Genomic DNA, 22,361 nt, shown 5'->3' with positions numbered 1-22,361 from the left:
GAGGAGGAACTAGAATGAGCATAATGTACAAAAGTTTTCCGGAGGATTTCCTGTGGGGCGGTGCAACCGCTGCCAATCAGCTGGAGGGCGGATTCGATGCTGGAGGCAAGGGACTAAGCACTGCCGATGTGATTACTGCCGGAACGCATACGTTATCCAGAAGAATCACACCTGTTCTTGAAGCCGGTTCTAACTATCCTAGCCATGAGGCAGTGGATTTCTATCACCGCTACAAGGAGGATATCGCTTTGTTTGCCGAAATGGGCTTCAAAGTATTCCGCTTGTCCATCGCCTGGTCACGGATTTTCCCGAATGGGGATGATGCGCAGCCGAACGAGGAGGGCCTTCAATTCTACGATCAGGTCTTTGCCGAACTCAAAAAGCATCAGATCGAACCGCTGGTGACGATCTCCCACTATGAAACCCCGTTTCATCTGGCTGAAGCCTATAACGGGTGGACCGACCGCAGGACGATTGACTTCTATATCCGTTTCTGTGAAGTGATCTTCAATAGGTACAAGGACAGTGTGAAATACTGGCTGACCTTCAATGAGATTAATATTCTGACGATGCCGTTCGGAACATTCATGGCGGGAGCGATCATGCCACAGGGCAATGCAGAACTCGGTACTTCCGCAATCGGCGACAATGAGCAAATGCGTTATCAGGCGCTGCATCACCAGTTCCTAGCAAGTGCCAAAGCCGTGAAGCTGGGGCATGAGATCAATGAGAAGTTCCAGATCGGCTGCATGATTGCCTACATGTGTTCTTACCCGTTGACCTGTAATCCGGAAGACGTTCTGCTGGCGCAGCAAAAGGATAATCTGAGCAATTTCCTCTGCTCGGATGTACAGGTCAGAGGCGCATATCCGGGCTTCGCTACAAGATACTTCAAGGAGAAGAATATTAAGCTCCAGGTGGAGGGGGAGGATGGGCAGACGCTGCGGGAAGGCTGTGTAGATTTCTACACCTTCAGCTACTATTCATCCACCTGTGTAAGCGCAGCACCGGATCAGGAGGCAATCGGAGGCAACCTGTCGATGGGGCTGAAGAATCCATATTTGCAGGCAAGCGCATGGGAATGGCAGATAGACCCGCAAGGGCTCAGATGGTCCCTGAACCATATTTACAACCGATATGGCATTCCTATGATGGTAGTGGAGAATGGACTTGGAGCTGTAGATACCGTTGAAGCGGACGGTTCGATCAAAGACATCTACCGGATCGAATATTTGCGGGAACATGTCAAGACAATGGGAGAAGCGCTGGAGGACGGGGTAGAATTGATCGGCTATACTCCTTGGGGCTGCATTGATCTGGTCAGCGCAGGAACAGGCGAAATGAAGAAGCGCTACGGATTCATCTATGTCGACAAGGACAATGAAGGGAAGGGCACACTGGCCAGATCCCGCAAAGACAGCTTTTACTGGTACAAAAATGTAATCGCCAGCAGCGGAACACAGCTGGATTAATCAGGCTATCAGCAATGACTTCATAAGAATAGCAGCCAAACAGTGTTTCTGCACTGCTCGGCTGCTATTTTATTGTGTAACGAGAATGCTAGGATGCTGACTCCTGTAAGTACAGATTGACAATCTGTACTTTTGAATATATTGTAGATACATTAAGTCTTTGATAGAGCGGTTTACGGCCTGTCTAATTAACCGGGAATATTGTCAGAAGTTAAGCGGTGAGCGTATTTCGTTTTTATTAAGGACTTAATATATCTTCAATATATCCAATAAAGCGAGACAGGTGGAGAGAGAATGGAAAAAAACAGACCCGGATTAATCGTATCTTCGCTGGTCATCGCGAATTTCCTCGGGCAGCTGATGCAGACGATGCTGAATACGGCATTGCCCAGAATGATGCTGGATTTGGGGATTGATGAGGGCAGGGCCCAATGGCTGATTACTGTATATTATCTGACTGCAGGCATAACGGTGCCTGTTGCCGGGTTTTTAATCGGAAGATTCACGACAAGAGGTTTATTCTTTACTTCGGCAAGTGCCTTTGCAGCAGGTACACTGATCGCGGGAATATCCCCGGACTTTATCTTGATTCTGTGCGGGCGTATTATTCAGGGCCTGGGTGCAGGCCTGCTGATGCCTCTGTTCCAGACAACGATTCTTAGGGTGTTCCCGAAGGGGAAGATAGGCTCGGCTATGGGATTAATCGGACTGGTAATGGGCCTGGCTCCGGCGCTGGGTCCGACCCTGTCAGGATTAGTCGTTCAGGATCACTCCTGGCGGATTCTGTTCTATGCATTGCTGCCTGTGGTGATAGCCAATCTGCTGCTCGCTGCGTTCAGTCTGAAGAATGTGGGGGAGAGACACCGGGAGAAGCTGGACTACATATCTATTTTATTCTCAACAACCGGATTTGCCGGTCTGCTATATGGAGTTAATCTGGCAGGGGATCAACGTGCTTCGCGGATATGGGCAGGAGCCGCTATCCTAAGCGGGATATTGTTCATAGTTCTATTTATCAGGCGTCAGCTGAAGCTTACCGCTCCATTACTTGATTTCAAGCTGTTCAAGAACAGAAGCTTTAGCCTCGCCTCAATCATTGGGGTGCTGTTGTTCATCGTAATGGTGGGGGCTGAGCTGCTGATTCCGTTATATGTGCAGAATGTCCGGGGGCTGACGCCAAGGGAGTCAGGTCTAATGCTGCTGCCGGGTGCGCTGCTGCTGGGGTGTACCAGTGTAATCTCCGGGAAAATATATGACCGCTATGGAGTGAGGCTGGTGCTTCGCGGCGGGTTTACCCTCATTGCCGGGGTATCTTTGCTAATCTCGCTTATGTTATCCCAGGATTCATCCATACTTATACTCGCAGTGCTATATGTATTTCTAATGGTTGGAATCGGTTTTATTATGACACCTGTTACCGCCTATGCGATGGCAAGCGTATCTCCCAAGATGATTGCACATGCCTCTCCAATGACGATTTCGATCCGCTCGATAGCCAGCTCTATGGGAGGGGTTCTGCTGATAGCCATAATGACGATTACGATGAATTACAGTTCTTTCGCATTCCCGGTGAATATGATGCAGGGATTCCATGCCGCTTTTTGGAGTTTGACCGTAGTGGCCATAGCCGGATTAGGTTTATCGTTTAATCTGAAGGGGTTGTAACAGCGATCGGGGAAAAGGCAGAACCTGATCTGGAAGCGATCCTGAAGCTCAAACCGGATATTATCCTCAGCAGCACAAAGGGAAATGGAAGAAAACAGGAGAGAGCCAAGCCCGGCTCTCTTTTTGCTGCACTAAGAGCTGGCGCAATTTATTGGTGAATTATATATAGCACCTTATATTATGTTATAATGGATTTCTTATTGTAAATTACAAAGAATAGAGGTCGCTAGAGGATGAAAGTTAAAGTTAACCGCAATGCTGCGAAGGTTCTGAAGGATATGCTGAACACTCCTGAAGCGGAAGGCAAGAAGATCCGCGTCATTATTACTCAGGATCACGGCAATCACGGCCACTATGATGTTGCTCTTGATACACCGACGGAGCATGATGAAGTGGTTGCCACGGATAAAGGTATCGAGATTGTGCTGGATACACGTCAACCGCTGCTCGACGGTGTCTGGATTCAGTATTTCTATGTTCCCCAAGAAGGCTTCTTCATTACGAATCCCTCCACAGGATTTCTTGAGAAATAAGCAGCTGAATCTGATATAGCACCATATGGTTTGAGACGGCATTGTCTTAACAGCCTTATAAGGGCTGCTAAAGCTAATGCCGTCTCTTTGGGCTGTTAAAATAAACAGAACGGCAAAATTCATCATTTATTGTACTTCCGCCCAAAAAGTCGTTGCAAAAGTATGTATAATCGTTGACTGCCTACATTAGACCGGCTTGGATTTTTTATTATACTGTAATTGTAAGCGATTACACATACGCTGGGGGGAAATTCAATTGAATAAGAAAAAAAGATTAACACTGCTGTCCGGTATACTGATGATCTCTCTGCTTGCAGCATGCGGCAATAACAACGGTAATGCCGGAGGAAGCATGGCGGAGCCGCAGGCTTCGGCAACCGCGACAGAAGCTGCAGGGACGAATGCCAGCCCAGCCGGAGATTCCGGCACAGTGGATACGTCCCAGCCCGTAACACTAAAGATGATTTTTGTAGGACCTAAGCCGGTCGACTATGACCTGGTATTTGGAGAGATTAACAAGAAGCTGAAGGAAAAAGTTAACGCTACGCTGGAAGCCGAGTTCCTGGACTGGTCGGATTGGGCGCAGAAATATCCGCTTAAACTGGCGGCGAATGAGAATTTTGACCTCATTTACTCTGCCAACTGGGCAGGCTATAATGATCAGGCCCTCAAAGGCGGGTTTCTTGAGCTGACTGATGAATTGCTGCAGAAGTACGCGCCGATGACCTGGGAGGCGATGCCGGAGGTGGGCTGGGGTCAGGCGAAGGTGAACGGCAAGCTCTATATGGTGCCTCAGAACCGCGGGGAAACGATTGAGAAGCTGATCCTGTACCGGGAGGACCTGCGCAAGAAATATAATCTGCCGGAGATCAACAGTCCGGAGGCGTATGCTAGTTATCTCAAGACGGTCTCCGAGAAGGAGCAGGGTGTCACTCCGTTCGTACCGGAGACAGGGGACTGGAAGCTGCACAATCTGGACCGGGTCCTGCTGAAGCAGCAGAATGAATGGAACATGTTCGACTTTGATTTGCCGATTGGCTTCAAGCTGACAGATCCGGCCGGTAAGGTATTCAATGTATACGAAACTCCGGAATTCAAAGAGCTTGTCTACTATTATAAAGATCTTGCGGATCACAATGCCTGGTCGAAGAGCGCACTCAACAGCAAGCTGGATCACCAGCAGGAGTTCCGTGCAGGCAAGACCGCATCGATCACACACAATCTTGGCACACTAGGCGCTTTAATGACGGATATGCGCGAGAAAAATTCACCGTATGAGCTGGCTCTGGCTGATATTACACCGGACAAGAAGAAGTCTGTTGCTGTCTCCACCCAGAACGGGGTCTCCATTCACGCTACGACCAAGAACCCGGAACGTTCACTGATGGTGATTGATCTGCTGCAGAATGACAAGGAACTGCATGATCTGATGATGAACGGCATAACGGCTGTGCATTATAATCCGGTTGGCGACGATAAATATACGAATGCTGAGAAAAATGCTAACTATACCGGATTCTCCAACTGGGGCTTTAACTCCCCATTGAACCGGGACAACGCCTCCTTCCCTGACGAAGGCAATGCACTGACTGACAAATGGGAAGGTGAGGTTTACCACTATCCGCTGGAGACCTTTGTCTTCGACAACAGTAAAGTGAAGACGGAGGTAGCTAATGTCGGTAATGTGATGCTGCAATATGGCATTCCGCTGGAATACGGTTCAGTGAAGGATGTGGACGGCGGACTGGCCAAGCTTCAGGCACAAGTGAAGGAAGCAGGAATTGATACCATCATCGCAGAGGTTCAGCGGCAAATTGATGAATTCCTGGCTAATTCCGGGCAGTAAAAGGCTGGAACCATAAGAAGGAGGCCCGCAGGATATATGCGGGCCTCTTTATAAGTTTAATCTTATTATTATACTTTACGGGCCGGGGGAATGCTCTGCGGATTGTTAAATACATTTCCGGGGTCATATTTGGCTTTGACTCTCCGTAACCGGGGATAGTTCGCTCCATAATAGACCGGGCCGGAATGTTTGATCCCCTGGTCCGGAACATTAATATAGCTTCCGACGATGAACGGCTGCAGCTTCCGGCGTGTATTCCGCACTATGGCAATATTTTTGGCAGCATCCGATTTCTTGACCCATGAACTGTTCCACTCTACATAGAATTTCGCTTTACGCCAGTAGAAGGCGGTAGATCTGGGTGATTTACGGCTTACAGCCCCGCCCCAGTTGAGGAAATAGAATCCTGCGAACTCGCCCTCCACGTTCTCAAGGAACTCACGCATAGACTTAAACGCTTTATCCGGGAATGGTTTTCTTCCGAAACCGCTGGAGAACTGGTTGCTGAATCTTTGGGTCTGCACCGGATCGGGAGCCAGCAGGAAACTCACTACTTTGGGATAAGGTAAAGAGCGGATCAATTGATTCGTGGGCGTCCCTACGTCCGTAATGGGCTTTAAGAGGCGGACCGCCTCCGCTTTTGATCCGAGGAACAGGCCCAGCATGCTGACATTACCGCCCTTTTTGGGACCAATGGATAGCTCGCTGCCCAGTCTGGTGTTAACGGAAGGAGCCCAGCGCTGCCAGGCTTTGAGTACCTTCTCGAACTGATTCCAGGGCCAGGTGATGCGGAATACGGTCGCCGTGGCCGGCGCGGGACGCACTTTGAACTTATAACGGGTGCAGACTCCGAAATTACCTCCGCCACCCCCGCGCGAAGCCCAGAGGAGATCGGCGTTGCTGTTCTTATTGGCGACAATTATTCTGCCTTTGGCATCCACCATTTCGAGCTCAATCAGATTATCGCTGACAAGGCCTACGGTCCGCTGAAGCGGCCCAATTCCCCCGCCTAGTGTAATGCCCCCGATTCCGACAGTAGGGCTATCCCCAAAAGGGGCCATGTATCCCTGCCGTGCAAGCGTATGGGCGATTCTTCCCACCGTATTTCCGGTCCCCACAACTGCAGTTCCCGATTTTTTATTGAGCTTGATGCTCCTCAGTTCACTTACATCGATGACAATGCCTCCGTTGACCTGGGACAGATTGACCTCCAGCGAATGTCTGCCGCTTCTTGGCCGGATAGGGATGTTATTCTCGTTGGCCCAGCGGATGGCGTTGGCTACATCCTGCGTTTGCTGTGCAAAGACAAATACCTTCGGGAATCTGTCCGTATGCGGATCCCAATTTTTGCGTGCCGTTTCATAGCCCGGATCACCTTTATAGATAACCCGCCCGGTAAGTCTCGTTCCTGATTTCAATGATTCCAGCTCCTTTTGAGCTAACAATTTAACTGCATGTATGCAGTTAGGTCCCGATATAGTATGTAGGGCGTTAGTCTATGGAGTGGGCTTATGCGGAGAGTTTGCGTCAGTACTATCCTTCTTTCTTCAATAGAAGATACAGGAAATAAGGAGCGCCGATAAATGCAACCATGATTCCGGCGGCGATACCGTCTGGCTGGGTCAGGTTACGGCCAATCGTATCTGCCAGCAGCAGCAGCCAGCCGCCGATTAATATGGATACCGGCACGAATTGCTGGTGCCTCGCTCCTACCAGGGCTCTGGCAATATGCGGAGCCATCAGGCCGACAAAGGCGATGCCGCCGGTCATCGAAACAGCCGACGCCGCCAGCGCAACCGCCGCCAGCATAAGGAGGACCCGGTCTCTGGAGACCGCCACGCCTGCACCGATAGAAGTAGGCTCATTCAAAGCAAGCAAATTCAGTGTTCTGGATTTGTACAGCACATAAGGAACCAGAAGGATCAGCCAGGGCAGCAGGGCCAGAACGAAAGGCCAGTCTGTACCCCACACATTGCCGGCCAGCCATTTGGAGATGAAGTCCACCTTGGTCCTGTCCACGGAAGAGATGAGTACGATCATCACGCCGGAGAGCGCCATGGAGAACCCGACTCCGGTGATGACCAGCCTGATCGGCTGAACGCCATCGGTGCGGGTGTAGGAAAACGCATAGATGAGTACAGCGGTTACCAGGGCTCCGGCGAATGCCGCAAGTGGAATCATGTATATGAAGGACCCGGCGTCAATGGATGCAAAGATGAAAAAGACGGTAACCCCGACCCCGGCCCCGGCATTAATGCCTATAATTCCCGGATCAGCCAGCTCATTGCGGGTAATGCCCTGCAGAATAGCACCGGATAAAGCAAGCGCCATACCTGCGAGCAGCGTAATCAGTATCCGGGGGAGGCGGATGGAGAACAGTACAAAATTATCCTCGAAAGAACCGTGCCCGAGGATTGTCGGAATCAGTCTCCCGTATGACACCGGGGAAGATCCGATCCCTATTCCGATAACGATGGTAGCCAGGATAAGAAGCATGAGCAACAATACGACAAGCGGTTGATTACGATACAGCCGGGCTGGTTTCATGAGAAGGATCGCACTCCTTTACGGACAATGAACAGGAAGAACGGCAGGCCCAGCACAGCCACGATCGCGGCGACAGGCGTTTCGAACGGGACGTCAATCATCCGGCCGAGTGTGTCGGCGAACACCATAAAGGTGGCGCCGGCAATGGCGGACAGCGGCAGAATGGCGCGGTAATCTGTCCCGGCAAACACCCGCACGAGATGGGGGATCATTAGGCCGACGAAAGCGATGTTGCCGACAAGCGCAACAGCAGCGCCTGCGAGCAGCGTGATCAATATGTACAGTGCAATTTTAACCTGAGTCGTCTTGAGCCCAAGACTCACAGCCGTTCCTTCGTTCAGACTAAGGATTGTCAGCTGACGGGACAACAGAATGGAAACGATGAGGCAAATGATAATTACAGGAGCTATTGCTGTAATCTGACCCCAGGTGGTGCCGATCAGCCCGCCGGATGTCCACATCGATACATTTTTAGAGATCTTAAATTGAAGGCTGATTCCTTCGGCTACAGCGGTCAGCAGAGCGGATACGGCAGAACCGGCCAGCACCATCCGCAGAGGCGACATATTCTGCCTCCGGAGTGCAGCGATCCCGAACACCAGCATCACGCCACAGGCTGCGCCGATGAAACAGGCGATCATGATTCCGTAGTATCCGATGGAGGGGATGAAGGCAAAGGATACCGCCAGTGCAGCATTGGCACCTGCGGTCAAACCAAGGAGTCCCGGATCGGCAAGCGGATTTCGGGTTAGTCCCTGCATGATTGCCCCGGCAACAGCAAGGGCAGCGCCTACCAGTATGCCGCCGACTTCACGGGGCAGCCGCAGTTCACGGATGATAGAGATATCACCACCCGTAGCCTTCGGGTTGCTGATGGCGCTCCAAATATCCGCCAGTGAAACATTTTTGGCACCAAGCCTGACCGCCAGGGCAAATACGGCCACAAATAAAATCATGCTGACGAGCAGCTTAAGCATAAAAGTAGAGTTTATCGGCTTTTGCGGAGACTGTTTTCCCATTTCAACCATCCGTTCCTTATCAGTTTGCGAAAAAAAAGAACGCGATTTGCGCTCCTTTTTTCGGTTTCACGTGGCTGGATTATTAAAGATTATTTAATTTCCCAGCAATGACTTGGAAATAAAATCAAGCTGATAGTCGAGTGACAGTGCATCGTTGAAATAGAAAGATGTAGCATCTATTTCGTAGACATGGTTATTTTTGACGGCCGGGATATCCTTGTAAGTGGAAGTCTCCTGGAAGGAAGCATCACCGGTAGGGTCTTTGCTGTAGATCACGTAATCTCCCATATAATCCGGCAGGATTTCCAGTGACAAATTGAAATATCCGTCTTTGGCTGTCATTTCCTTCACTTTATCCGGCATCTTCAGCCCCATGGCCTGATAGATGATTTCTGTACCGCCTCCCCAGGCGCTGCCGAAGGTGTACAGATTTTTGGAATCTCCTTCAATAACCGAAATCGTGCTATCAGCACCGATTTTGGCTTTGATTTCTTCTCCGGCTGCCTGGGCACGTGCCTTGAAATCAGCAATCCAGTCAGCGGCTTTCTGCTCCTGGTTAACCGCTTTGCCGATCTCCAGGATCTGCGTCAGATAATCCACTTTGTTATATGTATAGGTAACTACTGGTGCAATTTGTTTCATCTTGTCCAGGTTTTTGGTGTCTGACGAAGCAATGATTAAGTCTGGCTTGAGATTCAGAATACTCTCCACATTCTCCTCGGAGACTTCGGCGACATCCTTCAACTGGTCCTGGAAATTCGGATTTGCTTTGATGTAGGAATCCACTCCGGCGAGGGGGACATCCAGAGCGAGCAGGTTGCCTGCGTATCCGGCAAGAACTACAACACGCTGGGGATTAGCGGGAACTTCGACAGGTCCGGTTTCGGACTCATAAGTAATGGTATCCGCGCTGCTGTTGTCAGCACTTGCAGTTGCGCTGGCTTCGGGTGCCGGTGTAGTTGTGGCAGCAGTTGTATTGCTGCTTGCACTGTTGCTTGCATTATTGCCGCAGGCACTTAGAAGCAGGAGGGTAAGGATGAGTAAGGGTAACAACAATTTCTTCATTACTGGTAATCTCCCTTTCCGTGATGTTTTATGAAATTGATAATCATTATCAATGATATGACTGTTAAAACTTTAAATGTTTATAGGCCGTTTGTCAATCCTTAACTTGATTTCGTAACCATGGTGCCAGTTGTTCGTATTAGGATAAAAAGCAGGATCCCCATTTGTTCAAAGGCCGAAATACAGCAAAATAAACCAATATGAAGCTAAGGTTGTGCATCCTATGAATGAAATTGTCAGAGATCATCCCCATACAGGTTATCCATTGGCTGAGCAGAAGGCCGCCCGCTACTTAAGCTCACTCCATGATCAGATGAAGAGCCAATCTTATGTGACGGCGTTGACGGCGGATATCCATGAATGGAAAAAAAAGCATATCCGGCGCTTCTCCGTGTTGTCCTTGTGGTCACCCGGAAAGAAAAAGCCGGATACCCAAAATTATTACCGCTACATCCAATGGCTGAATTACACAGGGAAGCTGGATGATTATCTGGACCGGAGCGTCTCGTACATTTATATGAGGGATCTGGGTAAGGCACCGGATTCTCCAGATACACAGAAACGGATCAGGAGAACCATCGCTGATCTGAACCAGCATCTGCTGAAGTCTGCCCGCTCAGGCAGTGGAGAAGTGCCGGATTTCATGAATCTGGACGGGGTATACCGCTGGGCCCAGAAGGAAGGGATAGAAGCTGCAGTGATCTGGGTGTTTGCCAAATTAAGATCTGTAGCTGCCCATATCCCGGAGGGAATGAACGCGGAGCATGCCCAGCGCAAGCTAATCAAGATTATCGTTGGCGTTATTCTGCATGTTATCGAAGAGATGGACGATGATACTGCGCCTGTGGAACGCTCCCGGAGATTGGATGAAGCGATCAGGCTTGGCTATTCCTATGGACTGACGTATCCTTTCGTTGACGATCTGCTGGATTCACAGATACTGACGGCTCGTGAGAAAGAACAGTACTCCGAGCTGATCCGTGAGGCACTGCTTACCGGGGTTGTCCCTGGGCTGGGCGGCTGGACCGGCGAGAATATGAAGCTGATCGGATACATTCATTCGGAGCTTTCAGAGGCATTCGAGTATATTAAGCAGCAGCAGCGGCCGGAGACACAGCATATCTTTTTCGGCCAGTCCTATGTTTTTTTTCAGGCTCAGGATAGGGACCGTGTCAAAGTGCTCACCAAGAGGGATTACACTAACGAAGAGCTGTACATCCCCGTTATCTTGAAGTCATCGTCGTCCCGGCTCATTGCGCGTTCGGTGATTAGTGCGCCTGAGGATGAGGGATTTGAAGAGCGGACCTTCTTTTTTGGCCTATACAATCAGCTTGCCGATGATTTCGCGGATATGACCGAGGATATGAGTGATGGAGCCGTAACGCCTTACACTTATTATATGAAATATCATGAGCAAAGGCCGGATCTGATGAATCCTTTTGAATTATACTGGGCGGTGATCTCCAATCTGATCCACAGTGTATACCACTCCGATGCCAAAGCCCGTGAGGTAATACTGGATCGGGCGATTAACGGGCTCAAACGATACAAAGAACGTGTGGGATCAGATAAGTATAATGAGACGATGAGGATTTTTGCACCAGGAAATACAGAGTTTAACAGGCTCATTCAGATCATGGTAGACAAAGCGGATGAAGTGGACTTTTTTGATAAGCTGCTGCGGGACCGGATGATTGAGCACTTGAAGAAGGATGCCAGGGAGCAGAAGGAGTTTGCCGATACGTTTAAAAGTGTCCGCAGTCTGATCAATGACGAACTGCTCTTTACCAAGCCACAGGAACTTCCGGCCATGAAGGAGCGGCTGATCGATGCGGCCAATTACAGTCTGGAGGGTGACGGCAAGCGGGTGCGTCCGATTCTAACCTGGGTGATGGGTGTGAAGGAATACGGCTTGGAGCCAGCAGCCATAGTTCCGCTTCTCCGCTCGCTTGAATATATGCATACCGCCTCCCTGATCTTCGATGATCTGCCTTCCCAGGATAATGCCGCTACCCGCAGAGGGCGCACGACCCTGCATGAGATTCACAGCAGTGCAGTTGCGGAGTTAACCGGTCTGTATCTGATCCAGAAGGCTATTGGGGAGCAGGCCTCGCTTGACCGCTTTAAGGCGGAGACTGTGCTTGCTCTGATCCGTTATTCAGCCCGGAAGGCAGAGGAGATGTGTATGGGTCAGGCGATGGATTTGGATGCAAAAGGCAAAACATTGACGCTGGAGCAGCTGAATAATGTGTGCTTTTACAAAACAGGAGTGGCCTTTGAGGCGTGTCTGGTTATGCCGGCTATGCTGGCAGAGGTTGGTGAAGCAGAGATCGCTGCACTCCAAAAAATCGCTTACCATATGGGAATTGCTTTTCAGATTAAGGATGATTTGCTTGATGTGGAAGGGGATACGCATGTACTTGGTAAGCCTGTCGGCAACGATGTTGTTAACAATAATACGAATTTTGTCTCGATTCTTGGTCAAGAAGGGGCCAGTAAAGAGATGTGGGATCACTATTGCAAGGCCAATGAGGCACTGCGCGGGATCCCGCGTAATATTACCTTCCTGAAGCATTTAATGAATTATGTGGTGAACAGGGAGCGGTAAGCCCGGACTAATCGATCATCCGTCTGACCTCATCTGCGACCAGCCCGGGCTCGCTGTACATGATCATATGACCGGATTGCCGGGATTCAGGTTGCTCCCTCAGCAACCATGGTATGAGCTGCCCGCATAGTGAAATCCTCCTGCCGCTGTTCCTTGTAGACATCCGCTGGCAGAACCTTGCCCGGCTTGCTTCCCATCAGCTTGTATAAGCCGGTTCCGGCAAGCAGCGGAAGGAGGGTGTTCATCTTGGCGAAATGCTTCACGGAGGCTTCCTCGAAATACAGCCTGCAATGCTCGTCTGTCGGATCGACCAGAACAATTCCGCGGATGATGGCGGGGTTCCGTGCAGCTACAGTGCGGACGACAGGCCCGCCCCAGCTGTGTCCGACGAGAATGAAGGGGCCTGCTCCTAAGCGGTTCAATAGGCACATGAGATCATCAGCCATTCTGCTCAGGGTCCTTGGGGCGTGGTCCACGTCACTCTTTCCGCTGCCCGCCCGGTCGTAGACGACGGCCCGCGCGTACCTGGCGACTACCGGCTGCACCAGCCCCCAGGCAGAGCGGGACATCCCCATGCCCGATTCGAATACGACAGTTACCGGACCGGATCCGTTCTCCATGTAATGGAGCTGAAGCCCGTCCAGTATTTTTATGTAGTGGCTGTTTCCATACGTATGAGATATCGCAGCTGGCAGCTTCATTTTCCACCCCATCCATTAAGAATGATTATCAATTGGACTCATTGTAAGTGAAGAACGGGGAAAGGACAAGTCCGGGAAAATTCAATTTATATACGCTTAATTGTTTACATTTCGTGTAATGTATATATACTTATAATTTAAAGGATTCATATCTCCGGGTTAACCGGCAAGGGAGGACTATATTAAACATGACTTCAAACATCAGAGTTGGGATTGTCGGTTACGGGAATTTGGGCAAGGGGGTGCAGCAGGCGATTGAACAAAATCCGGATATGGAGCTTGCAGCTATATTTACCCGCAGAGACCCGCAGCAGCTGGCGGAGATCACAGGAACAGTTACAGAGCATATATCCGCAGCCGAGCAATACATAGGCAAAATCGACGTAATGATTCTGTGCGGCGGATCAGCAACAGATCTGCCGGAGCAGACCCCACAGCTGGCCCGGCTGTTTAATACAGTGGACAGCTTTGACACCCATGCCAAAATTCCTGACTTCTTCACTGCCGTGGATAAGGCAGCCCAAGGCGGCGGGACAGTTAGTGTGATCTCAACGGGCTGGGACCCGGGAATGTTCTCCATGAACCGTCTGCTGATGCAGTCCATCCTGCCGGAAGGTGAGGAGTATACCTTCTGGGGCACCGGGGTCAGCCAAGGGCATTCGGATGCGATCCGCCGCGTTCCCGGTGTGAAGGCAGGCGTGCAATATACCGTTCCTGTCCAGGAGGTCATTGACAATATCCGCGGTGGTGAGACCCCGCAGCTGACTACCCGCGAGAAGCACCGCCGCGAATGTTTCGTAGTGGCGGAAGATGGGGCGGACCGTGAGGCAATCACCCGGAGCATTGTGGAGATGCCGAATTATTTCGCCGATTATGATACAACGGTGAACTTCATTTCGGAGGATGAGCTTGCTGCGAAGCATTCCGGCATGCCGCATGGCGGCTTCGTTATCCGTAGCGGTATAACCGGCGGCGGAAGCAAGCAGATTGTCGAATTCGGGTTGAAGCTGGACAGTAATCCGGAATTTACGGCCAGCGTGCTGGCAGCCTACGCCCGCGCAGCTGTCCGCCTGAAGCATGAAGGCCATAAGGGTGCCAAGACGGTATTCGATATTCCGCTTGGCCATCTGTCCCCAAAATCGGCAGAGACGCTGCGGCGCGAGCTGCTGTAGGCTGGCGAAGAGTGAGCAACGGGCATGCTGGTGGGAGCAGCCGGCTGCTGTGATGACGATGATCTGGCCGGGGCTCGCCCGGGGGAGACCCTGATCCTGCTTAAAAAGCACAGCAGTTGGAACAACGGTCCGTTCGCGGAGCGTTCTCACCACGAGTTTATGTGTATCTTATACTCAAAAAACTAGGGGTGTCTCAAGCAGCCATTTCATGGCCTTTGAGACACCCCTTCTGCAGGTTCTGCTGGAATCAAAAAAAAATCAGAGGTAGAAGTACCTCTGATCCATAGGGAGTGGAAGGAACCGGACAAACACGGTTACTAAATAAGCTGGACGAAATAGTCATACTGAAATCCTGCACGAAATACAACATTTCCTTCAGAATATCGGGTCTAATCAAGAATTGTTGTATAAAAAGCAGCATTTTCCACGTAATCAAGCGCAGGTAGCTTTACACATATAGCAACAGATCGATTGCGGGTAGTCCATACAACTCGCTGTAATAACCAAAGCTTGTTCCGCCCGCCATTAATCTGCTGCTTATTTAGTTACACAATCCCCTGCGCCAGCATGGTATCGGCGACCTTCAGGAAGCCGGCGATGTTGGCTCCGGCCACCAGGTTACCGGCAACCCCATATTCCTCTGCCGCCTGTACGGTTCTGCGGTAGATACTCTTCATAATCTCCTGCAGCCTGGCATCGACCTCTTCGAAGCTCCAGGCCAGCCGCATGCTGTTCTGGCTCATTTCAAGTCCCGAGACCGCTACTCCTCCTGCATTAGCAGCCTTGGCCGGAGCGAACAACACATCATTCTCAAGGAACAATTCAACCGCTTCAATCGTCGTCGGCATATTAGCCCCTTCGCCGATGGCCTGAACCCCGTTCAGAATCAGCGTCCGGGCGGATGCCAGATCAAGCTCATTCTGGGTGGCGCAAGGCAGGGCGATATCGCAAGGCAGACTCCAGATTCCGCTGCAGCCATCAATGTACTGGGCATGCGGATGCTCCTTCACGTATTCGCTGATGCGCAGGCGTTCGGTTTCCTTCAGTCTTTTGACAGTAGCGAGGTTGATGCCTTGCGGATCATGAATGTATCCGTTGGAATCACTGCACGCGATAACAAGAGCTCCCAGCTGCTGGGCCTTCTCAATGGCATAAATGGAGACGTTCCCTGATCCCGAGATGACTACCCGGCTGCCCTCGAAGCTGGTTCCCCGTGTCGATGACAGCATTTCCTGCACGAAGTATACACAGCCGTAGCCGGTAGCCTCCTTACGCGCCAGACTTCCGCCGTACAGCAGCCCTTTTCCGGTGAGAACCCCGGCCGCATGTCCTCCGTGAATCCGTTTATATTGTCCGAACATATAGCCGATCTCGCGTGCGCCCACACCGATATCCCCTGCGGGAACATCCGTATCCTGGCCGATATGGCGGTACAATTCCGTCATGAAGCTCTGGGTAAAGCGCATAACTTCCTGATCCGACTTATCCTTGGGATCGAAATCACTGCCGCCTTTGCCGCCGCCCATGGGCAGTCCGGTCAGCGCATTTTTGAAAATCTGCTCGAAGCCCAGGAACTTGATGATGCCAAGATAAACGGAAGGGTGGAAGCGGAGTCCGCCTTTGTAAGGGCCGATGGCGCTACTGTATTGAACGCGGAAACCGCGGTTGACCCGGACCTTGCCGGCATCATCGACCCAGGGCACGCGGAAGGATATGCTGCGCTCGGGTTCAACCAGCCGTTCGAGAATACCATGCTTCATATATTGCGGATGACGGGCCAGGACAGGCACGAGACAATCCAGGAACTCCTTGACCGCCTGATGAAACTCGGCCTCTTGCGGGTCGCGCTGCTGGACCTCCGCGTATATCTGATGAACATATTGTACAGCCTGATTAGTAATTTCTGAAGAAACGGAATGAACGGTGGACACTTTAGCTAGCACTCCCTGTCTGATAGTGGATTCGGGCAGCCCCGGATTTATTTTTAATTTAAAAGAATTCTATAAAACCTTACATCAATTTACCAATCAATTATTTTTGGTGTGGTCATTAAGAAATTCTATGAACCTTACATGTTGTGCTAGATATATCCGGTCTAAGCTATAAAGGAATCCGTTATTTCATCCATTAAGTGCGTTGTTAATTATGACTGATAAGCATACTTCCGGCTGAAATTAAGCATTCTATATAATGGTAATAATGTTTCAATGTTGTCATTTCCTTGTCCGTAAACTTTACAAACAGTATCGGAATAGATATAATTTAAGTATAATTTTTAGGGTTTGAAACAACAGAAAGGGGCCTAACGCCAGTAGGCTCCTTTTGTATTTCTTGCCCATGTTACAGGAGGGCGAAAGTCATTCACAAGGAAAAAATTATGGTATGCGTTCATTATGGTCCGCACGGGGAGCGGTTAATCCGGCGGGGAGTCGAGCTATCTGAGATGCTTGGGGCACCGCTCTATGTGCTCAATGTGGAGAGTTCAGACAGTGATGAATACAATCAGAGCAAAGAAATGTTCATGGCGGTCTGGAAGCGTCTGGCCGAGGAAGCCGGAGCAGAGTTTATGGTCCGCAAACGCCGGGGGCGCAAGACAACGGATGTTATCGTTGAAGCGGCAGAAGAGAAGGATGTTACGCAGATCATTATCGGGCAATCGGCCCAGACGCTGTGGCAGGAGCTGACCAAGCGCAACTTTGTCAATGAGCTGATCAGCAAAATGAAGATGATGGATCTGCATGTTGTGGCTGTGCAGCGGATGCGCGCCGGTCTCGAAGAGACGCATGAAGAAGGCGTGATCTCCTATCTGGTAAAGAATGAGGGCGTTTACCAGCTCAGTGATGAGCCGAAAGGACAGGATTACATCAAAGGGAAGTTTTTTCACGAATTGCACACGGAATTTGAGAATGGCTTGTTCAGAATTGAGCAAGATGGTAAAGCGAGATATTTGCATATCTGTGAAGGGACATTAACCGATCCCGTATAAACATGGTTTCCTTCCAGAAGTAAGTACCAGTGTTCACAACCTATACTGAAGAGTGGAAAAGGAGGCTTGCCTTTGCTGCATATAACCGTACTTGTTCCGTTTCTGCTGGCCCTGATGATAGCGCTTCTACGCCGAAGGATAGCCAGGCTCCATCGGGGGTGGCTTGTACTTGCCGGACCGCTGGTGTTGTTCATTTATTTCTTGACCCGGATTCCTATCATTAAGGGAGGGGAGTACGGATATGAGACTGTATCCTGGATTCCGTCCCTTGGCATTAATCTGGTATTTCATCTCGATGGATTAAGTTTGCTGTTCGCATTGTTAATTACGGGAATGGGGATGCTTGTCATCTTCTACTCGATTTATTACCTGGACAAACGCAAAGAAGAACTGACCCCGTTTTATGTATATCTCCTAATCTTTATGGGCGCGATGCTCGGGGTGGTAATGTCCGATAACCTGATGGTCCTGTACGGCTTCTGGGAGCTGACAAGTGTGTCCTCCTTCCTCCTGATTGCCTATTGGCACCGGAGACAGAAGTCACGCTACGGCGCACTGAAGTCGATGCTAATTACGGTATTCGGTGGCCTGGCGATGTTCGCCGGATTCCTGATGCTGTACGGTATGACTGGGACCTTCAGTATCCGCGAAATCTGGAGCCAGGCCGGGGACATCAGCCGACAACCGCTGTTCATACCGTCGATGATCCTGATTCTGCTGGGGGCCTTCACCAAATCGGCCCAGTTTCCGTTTCATATCTGGCTGCCGGATGCGATGGAAGCACCTACCCCGGTCAGCGCATATCTGCACTCGGCAACGATGGTCAAAGCAGGACTGTACCTGGTCGCGCGTTTCAGCCCGGTGTTTGCGGGGCAACATGAGTGGTTTTGGATTGTGTCGGGCGTCGGCCTGATCACCTTGATCTATGGATCGATCCAGGCGATGAAGCAGACGGACCTGAAGGCTCTGTTAGCCTATTCTACAATCAGCCAGCTGGGACTGATTATGGGACTCTTGGGAATGGGATCGGCAGCTTCATTCTACACGGGTGAAGAGGCTGTGTTCTTTACCGCCGCAACAACGGCTGCCCTCTTTCATTTGATTAATCATGCCATATTCAAGGGTTCGCTGTTCATGGTGGTCGGGATTGTCGATCATGAGACGAACACCCGTGATCTGCGCAAGCTGGGGGGACTGGTGTCGCTAATGCCGGTGACCTTCACGGTAGCGCTGATCGGCAGCTTTTCCATGGCAGGGCTCCCGCCGTTTGCGGGATTCCTGAGTAAAGAAATGTTCTTCACGGCTGTACTGAACATCAGACAGCTGGATATCCTTAGCCCGCAATCCTTCTACACGATCTTTCCGGTGCTGGCCTGGATTGCAAGCATATTTACCTTTGCATACAGCATGATTATGGTTTTTCATACCTTTTTCGGCAAATACCAGCCTGAGAAGCTGGATAAGAAGCCGCATGAAGCGCCGCTTGGGCTGCTGCTACCTCCGATTCTCCTGGCACTGCTGGCCGTTATCACCGGACTGTTTCCGAACATCCTGTCCAAGACACTGATTGTACCGGGAATGAATGCTATTCATCCGCAGCTGGCGGCAAGCTCACCTTTTTATGTGAATATCTATTTCTGGCATGGCTTCACAGCTGAAGTGTGGATGACTCTGGGTGTGATCCTACTGGGAATTGTCGTATACCGTGTGTATGGCCGGTTAAGTCTGGTTAATAAGGAATGGCGCAGCGGGTACACGCTGAATCAGGTCTACGACGGCAGTATCCGGCTGGTGGAGCGGGTATCCCGTTCGGTCACAGGGCTATATATGACGGGCTCCATGCGCCATTATCTAATGTATATTTTCACCTTGATTATTGTTATAGTTGGCGGTTCGTTGCTGTACGTAGACGGAATTACGTTTGGGCAAGGGGAGTATGCTCCGGTCACCTTCTTTGAAGTCGTGGCAGTGCTGGTCCTGCTGACAGGTGCGCTCGCGATTCCATTCGCCAAGTCCAGGATTGCGGCAATTCTGTTGACGGGAATGGTAGGGTATATGGTGACATTGCTCTTCATCCTGTTCCGTGCACCCGATCTGGCACTTACGCAGATGATCGTCGAAGTCGTGTCGGTGACGCTGTTCCTGCTCTGCTTCCGGCATTTGCCCAGACTGAAGCGGGAGAAGGTCAAATTCCGGGTGAAAATCCCGAAGCTGATCATCGCCGTAGGGTTCGGGGCAACGATGACACTTGTCGCACTGGCGGCGCTTGGGAGCAGTCCGTTCGAGTCCATCTCAAGCTTCTACGTGGAGAACAGCTATACCCTCGGCGGCGGCAAAAATATAGTCAACGTGCTGCTGGTGGATTTCCGCGGCTTTGATACCATGTTTGAGATTACGGTGCTTGGTCTGGCCTCGCTGGCTATTTATTCAATGATTAAGCTGCAGCTTGAACCGGGCAGTAAGCCTGATCTGGTCAGAGATGTGCCGGACGATAACAAGCCGCGTTATGCGCGCAGTAACGATGTGCTGCTGCAGTCTGTGGCCAAAGTGGCCTTCGTGATTATCATTACCTTCTCCTTGTATTTGTTCTTTGCCGGTCATAATCATCCGGGCGGCGGATTTATCGGCGCATTGATGGCTGCAGCCGGGCTCGTGCTGCTCTCGATTGCGTTCGGTACAGAGTTTGTACAGAAGGTGCTGCCTGTCGATTACCGTAAGTTAATTGCGGCCGGAATTTCTATAGCTTTTCTCACAGGGATAGGTTCCTTTGTATTCGATGTTCCGTTCCTGACCCAGACCTTCGGCTATTTCGAGCTGCCGGTGATGGGCAAGACTGAACTCACTACAGCTACACTGTTCGATCTGGGCGTGTACCTGTCTGTTATCGGTGTTACCATGAATATCATCTTTACGATCGGGAGGGATAACTGATGGAGATCCTTATTGCCCTGGCGATCGGTGTCTTGTTTACCGTAGGAGTATATCTGGTCTTATCCAAAAGCCTGCTCCGCATCCTTCTGGGGACAACACTGCTGACTCACGGTGTTCATCTGCTGCTGCTGACCATGGCGGGACTTAAGACTGGTGCTTCACCGCTGCTTGGCGAGAAAGCGGACAGTTATGTCGATCCGCTGCCGCAGGCGCTTATCCTTACTTCGATTGTAATCAGCTTTGGGGTATCCGCGTTTTTCATCGTGCTGGCTTACCAGGCATACCGCTCGGCAGGCATGGATGATGTGGAAGGAAGCAAGGGGGAGAGACCATGAACAATCTGCTGGTACTGCCTTTGCTGATTCCGGCCTTTACGGCGGTCATCCTGATTTTTCTGAAGGAAAGAATTAACCTGCAGCGTATAATCAGTGCAATCAGTGTATTTGTGAATATTGCCGTTGCATTAATTATTGTGTATCAGGTGAATACAAACGGGATTCAAACGCTGTACATGGGAGGGTGGCTGCCGCCCTACGGCATCGTCTTTGTTGCTGATATGTTTGCGGCATTGCTTGTATTAACCACGGCAGTTGTAGGCGCGGCCTGCCTGTTCTTTTCCTTCGCAAGCATCGGGGAAGAGCGGGAGCGGTTCTACTACTACACCTTCTTCCATTTCCTGCTGACCGGTGTGTTCGGGTCCTTCCTTACGGGAGACCTGTTTAACCTGTTTGTATGCTTCGAGGTATTGCTGGTTGCCTCCTACGCGATGATTGTACTCGGCGGAACCCGGGTTCAGCTGCGGGAGACACTGAAATATATACTCGTCAATGTGATCTCTTCCAGCTTGTTCGTAGCGGCAATTGCTTATCTGTACGCTGCGACAGGTACGCTTAACATGGCGCATCTGGCGGTCCGTGTAGCGGAGGCGGGGCAGGGCGGTGTCATGAATGTAATTGCTGTACTGCTGCTGCTGGTCTTCTCGCTCAAAGCCGGTCTGCTGCTGTTCTTCTGGCTGCCGGATTCATACAGTGCTCCGCCCCTGGCCGTAAGAGCGCTGTTCGGAGCCTTGCTGACCAAAGTTGGGCTGTATGCCATCACGCGTACATTCTCCCTGATTTTTGTTCATGATCCGGGACTGACACATACGCTGATCGGCTGGATGGCCGGAGCAACAATGATTCTTGGAGCTGTCGGCGCGCTGGCTTACAATGATTTGAGCCGGATTTTTAATTATAATATTGTGATTAGCGTAGGCTTTATTGCCTTTGGCATATCGGTGGCAACCCAGGATTCATTAAACGGGGTAGTGTTCTATCTGATGCACGACATGATTGCCAAGGCGCTGCTGTTCTTCCTGGGCGGAATGATTATTGCAGCGTCGGGAACGGAGCAGCTGCGGCAAATGGGCGGCCTGATCCGCCGATATCCCTGGACGGGCTGGATGTTTTTTATTCTATCCTTGGCCTTGGTGGGCGTACCGCCGCTTAGCGGTTTTGCCGGGAAAGTGATGATGGTCCGCAGCGGCTTCGCGGAGCAGCACGTCGCTCTTGCACTTATTGCACTGGCGTCAAGCTTCGTTGTGCTCTATTCGCTGGTCAAAGTGTTCCAGGAAGTATTCTGGGGTGGTGAAAGAAGCGAGGAAGAAGTCCATCCGCTGCGCTACAAAGCTATGATGGCACCGGCTGCTGTGCTGTTTGTCCTCATCATCCTGATGGGGATCGGCGCCGAAACGGTGAACGGGCTTGTGGCTCAAGCCGGGGCCGTGCTGGCTGATCCGGCAGAATACATTAACGCTGTCATGAAGGAGTAGATGAAG

16 protein-coding genes are annotated in these 22,361 nt (G+C 50.8%); 10 read left to right on the top strand and 6 right to left on the bottom strand.

Going from position 1 to position 22,361, the window contains the following annotated elements; all coding sequences use genetic code 11:
* Positions 1–23: 23 nt before the first annotated feature.
* From MKX70_RS23740 to MKX70_RS23725, 4 genes are all read left to right on the top strand, one after another.
* On the top strand, positions 24–1,472 hold the full coding sequence (locus MKX70_RS23740; RefSeq protein ID WP_445323714.1) for a 6-phospho-beta-glucosidase: 1,449 nt from the start codon (positions 24–26) through the stop codon (positions 1,470–1,472).
* A gap of 294 nt (positions 1,473–1,766) precedes the next feature.
* Positions 1,767–3,137 carry a DHA2 family efflux MFS transporter permease subunit gene (locus MKX70_RS23735; protein WP_340840900.1) on the top strand — a complete coding sequence of 457 codons (1,371 nt, stop codon included), beginning with the start codon at positions 1,767–1,769 and terminating at the stop codon, positions 3,135–3,137.
* 233 nt (positions 3,138–3,370) lie between these two features.
* Positions 3,371–3,670 (top strand): heme biosynthesis protein HemY, encoded by a 300-nt coding sequence (locus MKX70_RS23730; protein ID WP_042136836.1) that lies wholly within the window; start codon positions 3,371–3,373, stop codon positions 3,668–3,670.
* 256 nt (positions 3,671–3,926) lie between these two features.
* On the top strand, positions 3,927–5,516 hold the full coding sequence (locus MKX70_RS23725) for an ABC transporter substrate-binding protein (RefSeq protein WP_340840898.1): 1,590 nt from the start codon (positions 3,927–3,929) through the stop codon (positions 5,514–5,516).
* Positions 5,517–5,584: 68 nt separating this feature from the next.
* Here MKX70_RS23725 and MKX70_RS23720 read toward each other — a convergent pair whose 3' ends face one another.
* The 4 genes from MKX70_RS23720 to MKX70_RS23705 form a co-directional block, all read right to left on the bottom strand.
* Positions 5,585–6,934, bottom strand: coding sequence for an FAD-binding oxidoreductase (locus MKX70_RS23720; protein ID WP_042236041.1), 1,350 nt, complete (start codon positions 6,932–6,934; stop codon positions 5,585–5,587).
* A 115-nt stretch (positions 6,935–7,049) separates the two neighbouring features.
* A complete protein-coding gene (locus MKX70_RS23715) occupies positions 7,050–8,063 on the bottom strand; it encodes a FecCD family ABC transporter permease (RefSeq protein WP_340840897.1) in 1,014 nt (337 codons plus the stop codon).
* The gene (locus MKX70_RS23710) at positions 8,060–9,082 is read right to left on the bottom strand and encodes a FecCD family ABC transporter permease (protein WP_042236045.1); all 1,023 of its coding nucleotides are present in this window, start codon (positions 9,080–9,082) and stop codon (positions 8,060–8,062) included. Before MKX70_RS23710 ends, MKX70_RS23715 begins: the two co-directional genes overlap by 4 nt.
* Before the next feature lie 93 nt (positions 9,083–9,175).
* A complete protein-coding gene (locus tag MKX70_RS23705) occupies positions 9,176–10,147 on the bottom strand; it encodes an iron-hydroxamate ABC transporter substrate-binding protein (RefSeq protein ID WP_340840896.1) in 972 nt (323 codons plus the stop codon).
* A 214-nt stretch (positions 10,148–10,361) separates the two neighbouring features.
* Between MKX70_RS23705 and MKX70_RS23700 the strand changes: the two genes are divergently transcribed.
* The gene (locus MKX70_RS23700; RefSeq protein ID WP_445323675.1) at positions 10,362–12,755 is read left to right on the top strand and encodes a polyprenyl synthetase family protein; all 2,394 of its coding nucleotides are present in this window, start codon (positions 10,362–10,364) and stop codon (positions 12,753–12,755) included.
* 86 nt (positions 12,756–12,841) lie between these two features.
* Here MKX70_RS23700 and MKX70_RS23695 read toward each other — a convergent pair whose 3' ends face one another.
* Positions 12,842–13,456: an alpha/beta fold hydrolase gene (locus tag MKX70_RS23695; protein WP_052416357.1), complete on the bottom strand. Its 615-nt coding sequence runs from the start codon at positions 13,454–13,456 to the stop codon at positions 12,842–12,844.
* 188 nt (positions 13,457–13,644) lie between these two features.
* Here MKX70_RS23695 and MKX70_RS23690 point away from each other — a divergent pair, with 188 nt between their 5' ends.
* Positions 13,645–14,628, top strand: a complete 984-nt coding sequence (locus MKX70_RS23690) for a diaminopimelate dehydrogenase (protein ID WP_042236050.1) — start codon at positions 13,645–13,647, stop codon at positions 14,626–14,628.
* A 545-nt stretch (positions 14,629–15,173) separates the two neighbouring features.
* Here the strand turns inward: MKX70_RS23690 and gdhA are convergent.
* A complete protein-coding gene (gdhA, locus tag MKX70_RS23685; RefSeq protein ID WP_445323713.1) occupies positions 15,174–16,529 on the bottom strand; it encodes an NADP-specific glutamate dehydrogenase in 1,356 nt (451 codons plus the stop codon).
* Positions 16,530–17,005: 476 nt separating this feature from the next.
* On the opposite strand from gdhA, the gene MKX70_RS23680 reads away from it, so the two are divergent.
* From MKX70_RS23680 to MKX70_RS23665, 4 genes are all read left to right on the top strand, one after another.
* Positions 17,006–17,614 (top strand): universal stress protein, encoded by a 609-nt coding sequence (locus tag MKX70_RS23680; RefSeq protein ID WP_340840891.1) that lies wholly within the window; start codon positions 17,006–17,008, stop codon positions 17,612–17,614.
* Positions 17,615–17,680: 66 nt separating this feature from the next.
* Positions 17,681–20,545: a Na+/H+ antiporter subunit A gene (locus MKX70_RS23675; protein WP_340840889.1), complete on the top strand. Its 2,865-nt coding sequence runs from the start codon at positions 17,681–17,683 to the stop codon at positions 20,543–20,545.
* Complete coding sequence (locus MKX70_RS23670) at positions 20,545–20,880, top strand: Na(+)/H(+) antiporter subunit C (protein ID WP_340840888.1); 336 nt, start codon at positions 20,545–20,547, stop codon at positions 20,878–20,880. The genes MKX70_RS23675 and MKX70_RS23670 overlap by 1 nt, the downstream gene beginning before the upstream one ends.
* Positions 20,877–22,355, top strand: coding sequence for a Na+/H+ antiporter subunit D (locus MKX70_RS23665; protein ID WP_340840887.1), 1,479 nt, complete (start codon positions 20,877–20,879; stop codon positions 22,353–22,355). Before MKX70_RS23670 ends, MKX70_RS23665 begins: the two co-directional genes overlap by 4 nt.
* The last annotated feature ends 6 nt before the right edge of the window (positions 22,356–22,361 follow it).

Source organism: Paenibacillus sp. FSL R7-0312, assembly GCF_038004445.1.
Classification (GTDB): Bacteria; Bacillota; Bacilli; order Paenibacillales; family Paenibacillaceae; genus Paenibacillus_AQ.
This window is presented reverse-complemented; position numbering and strand designations above follow the sequence as displayed.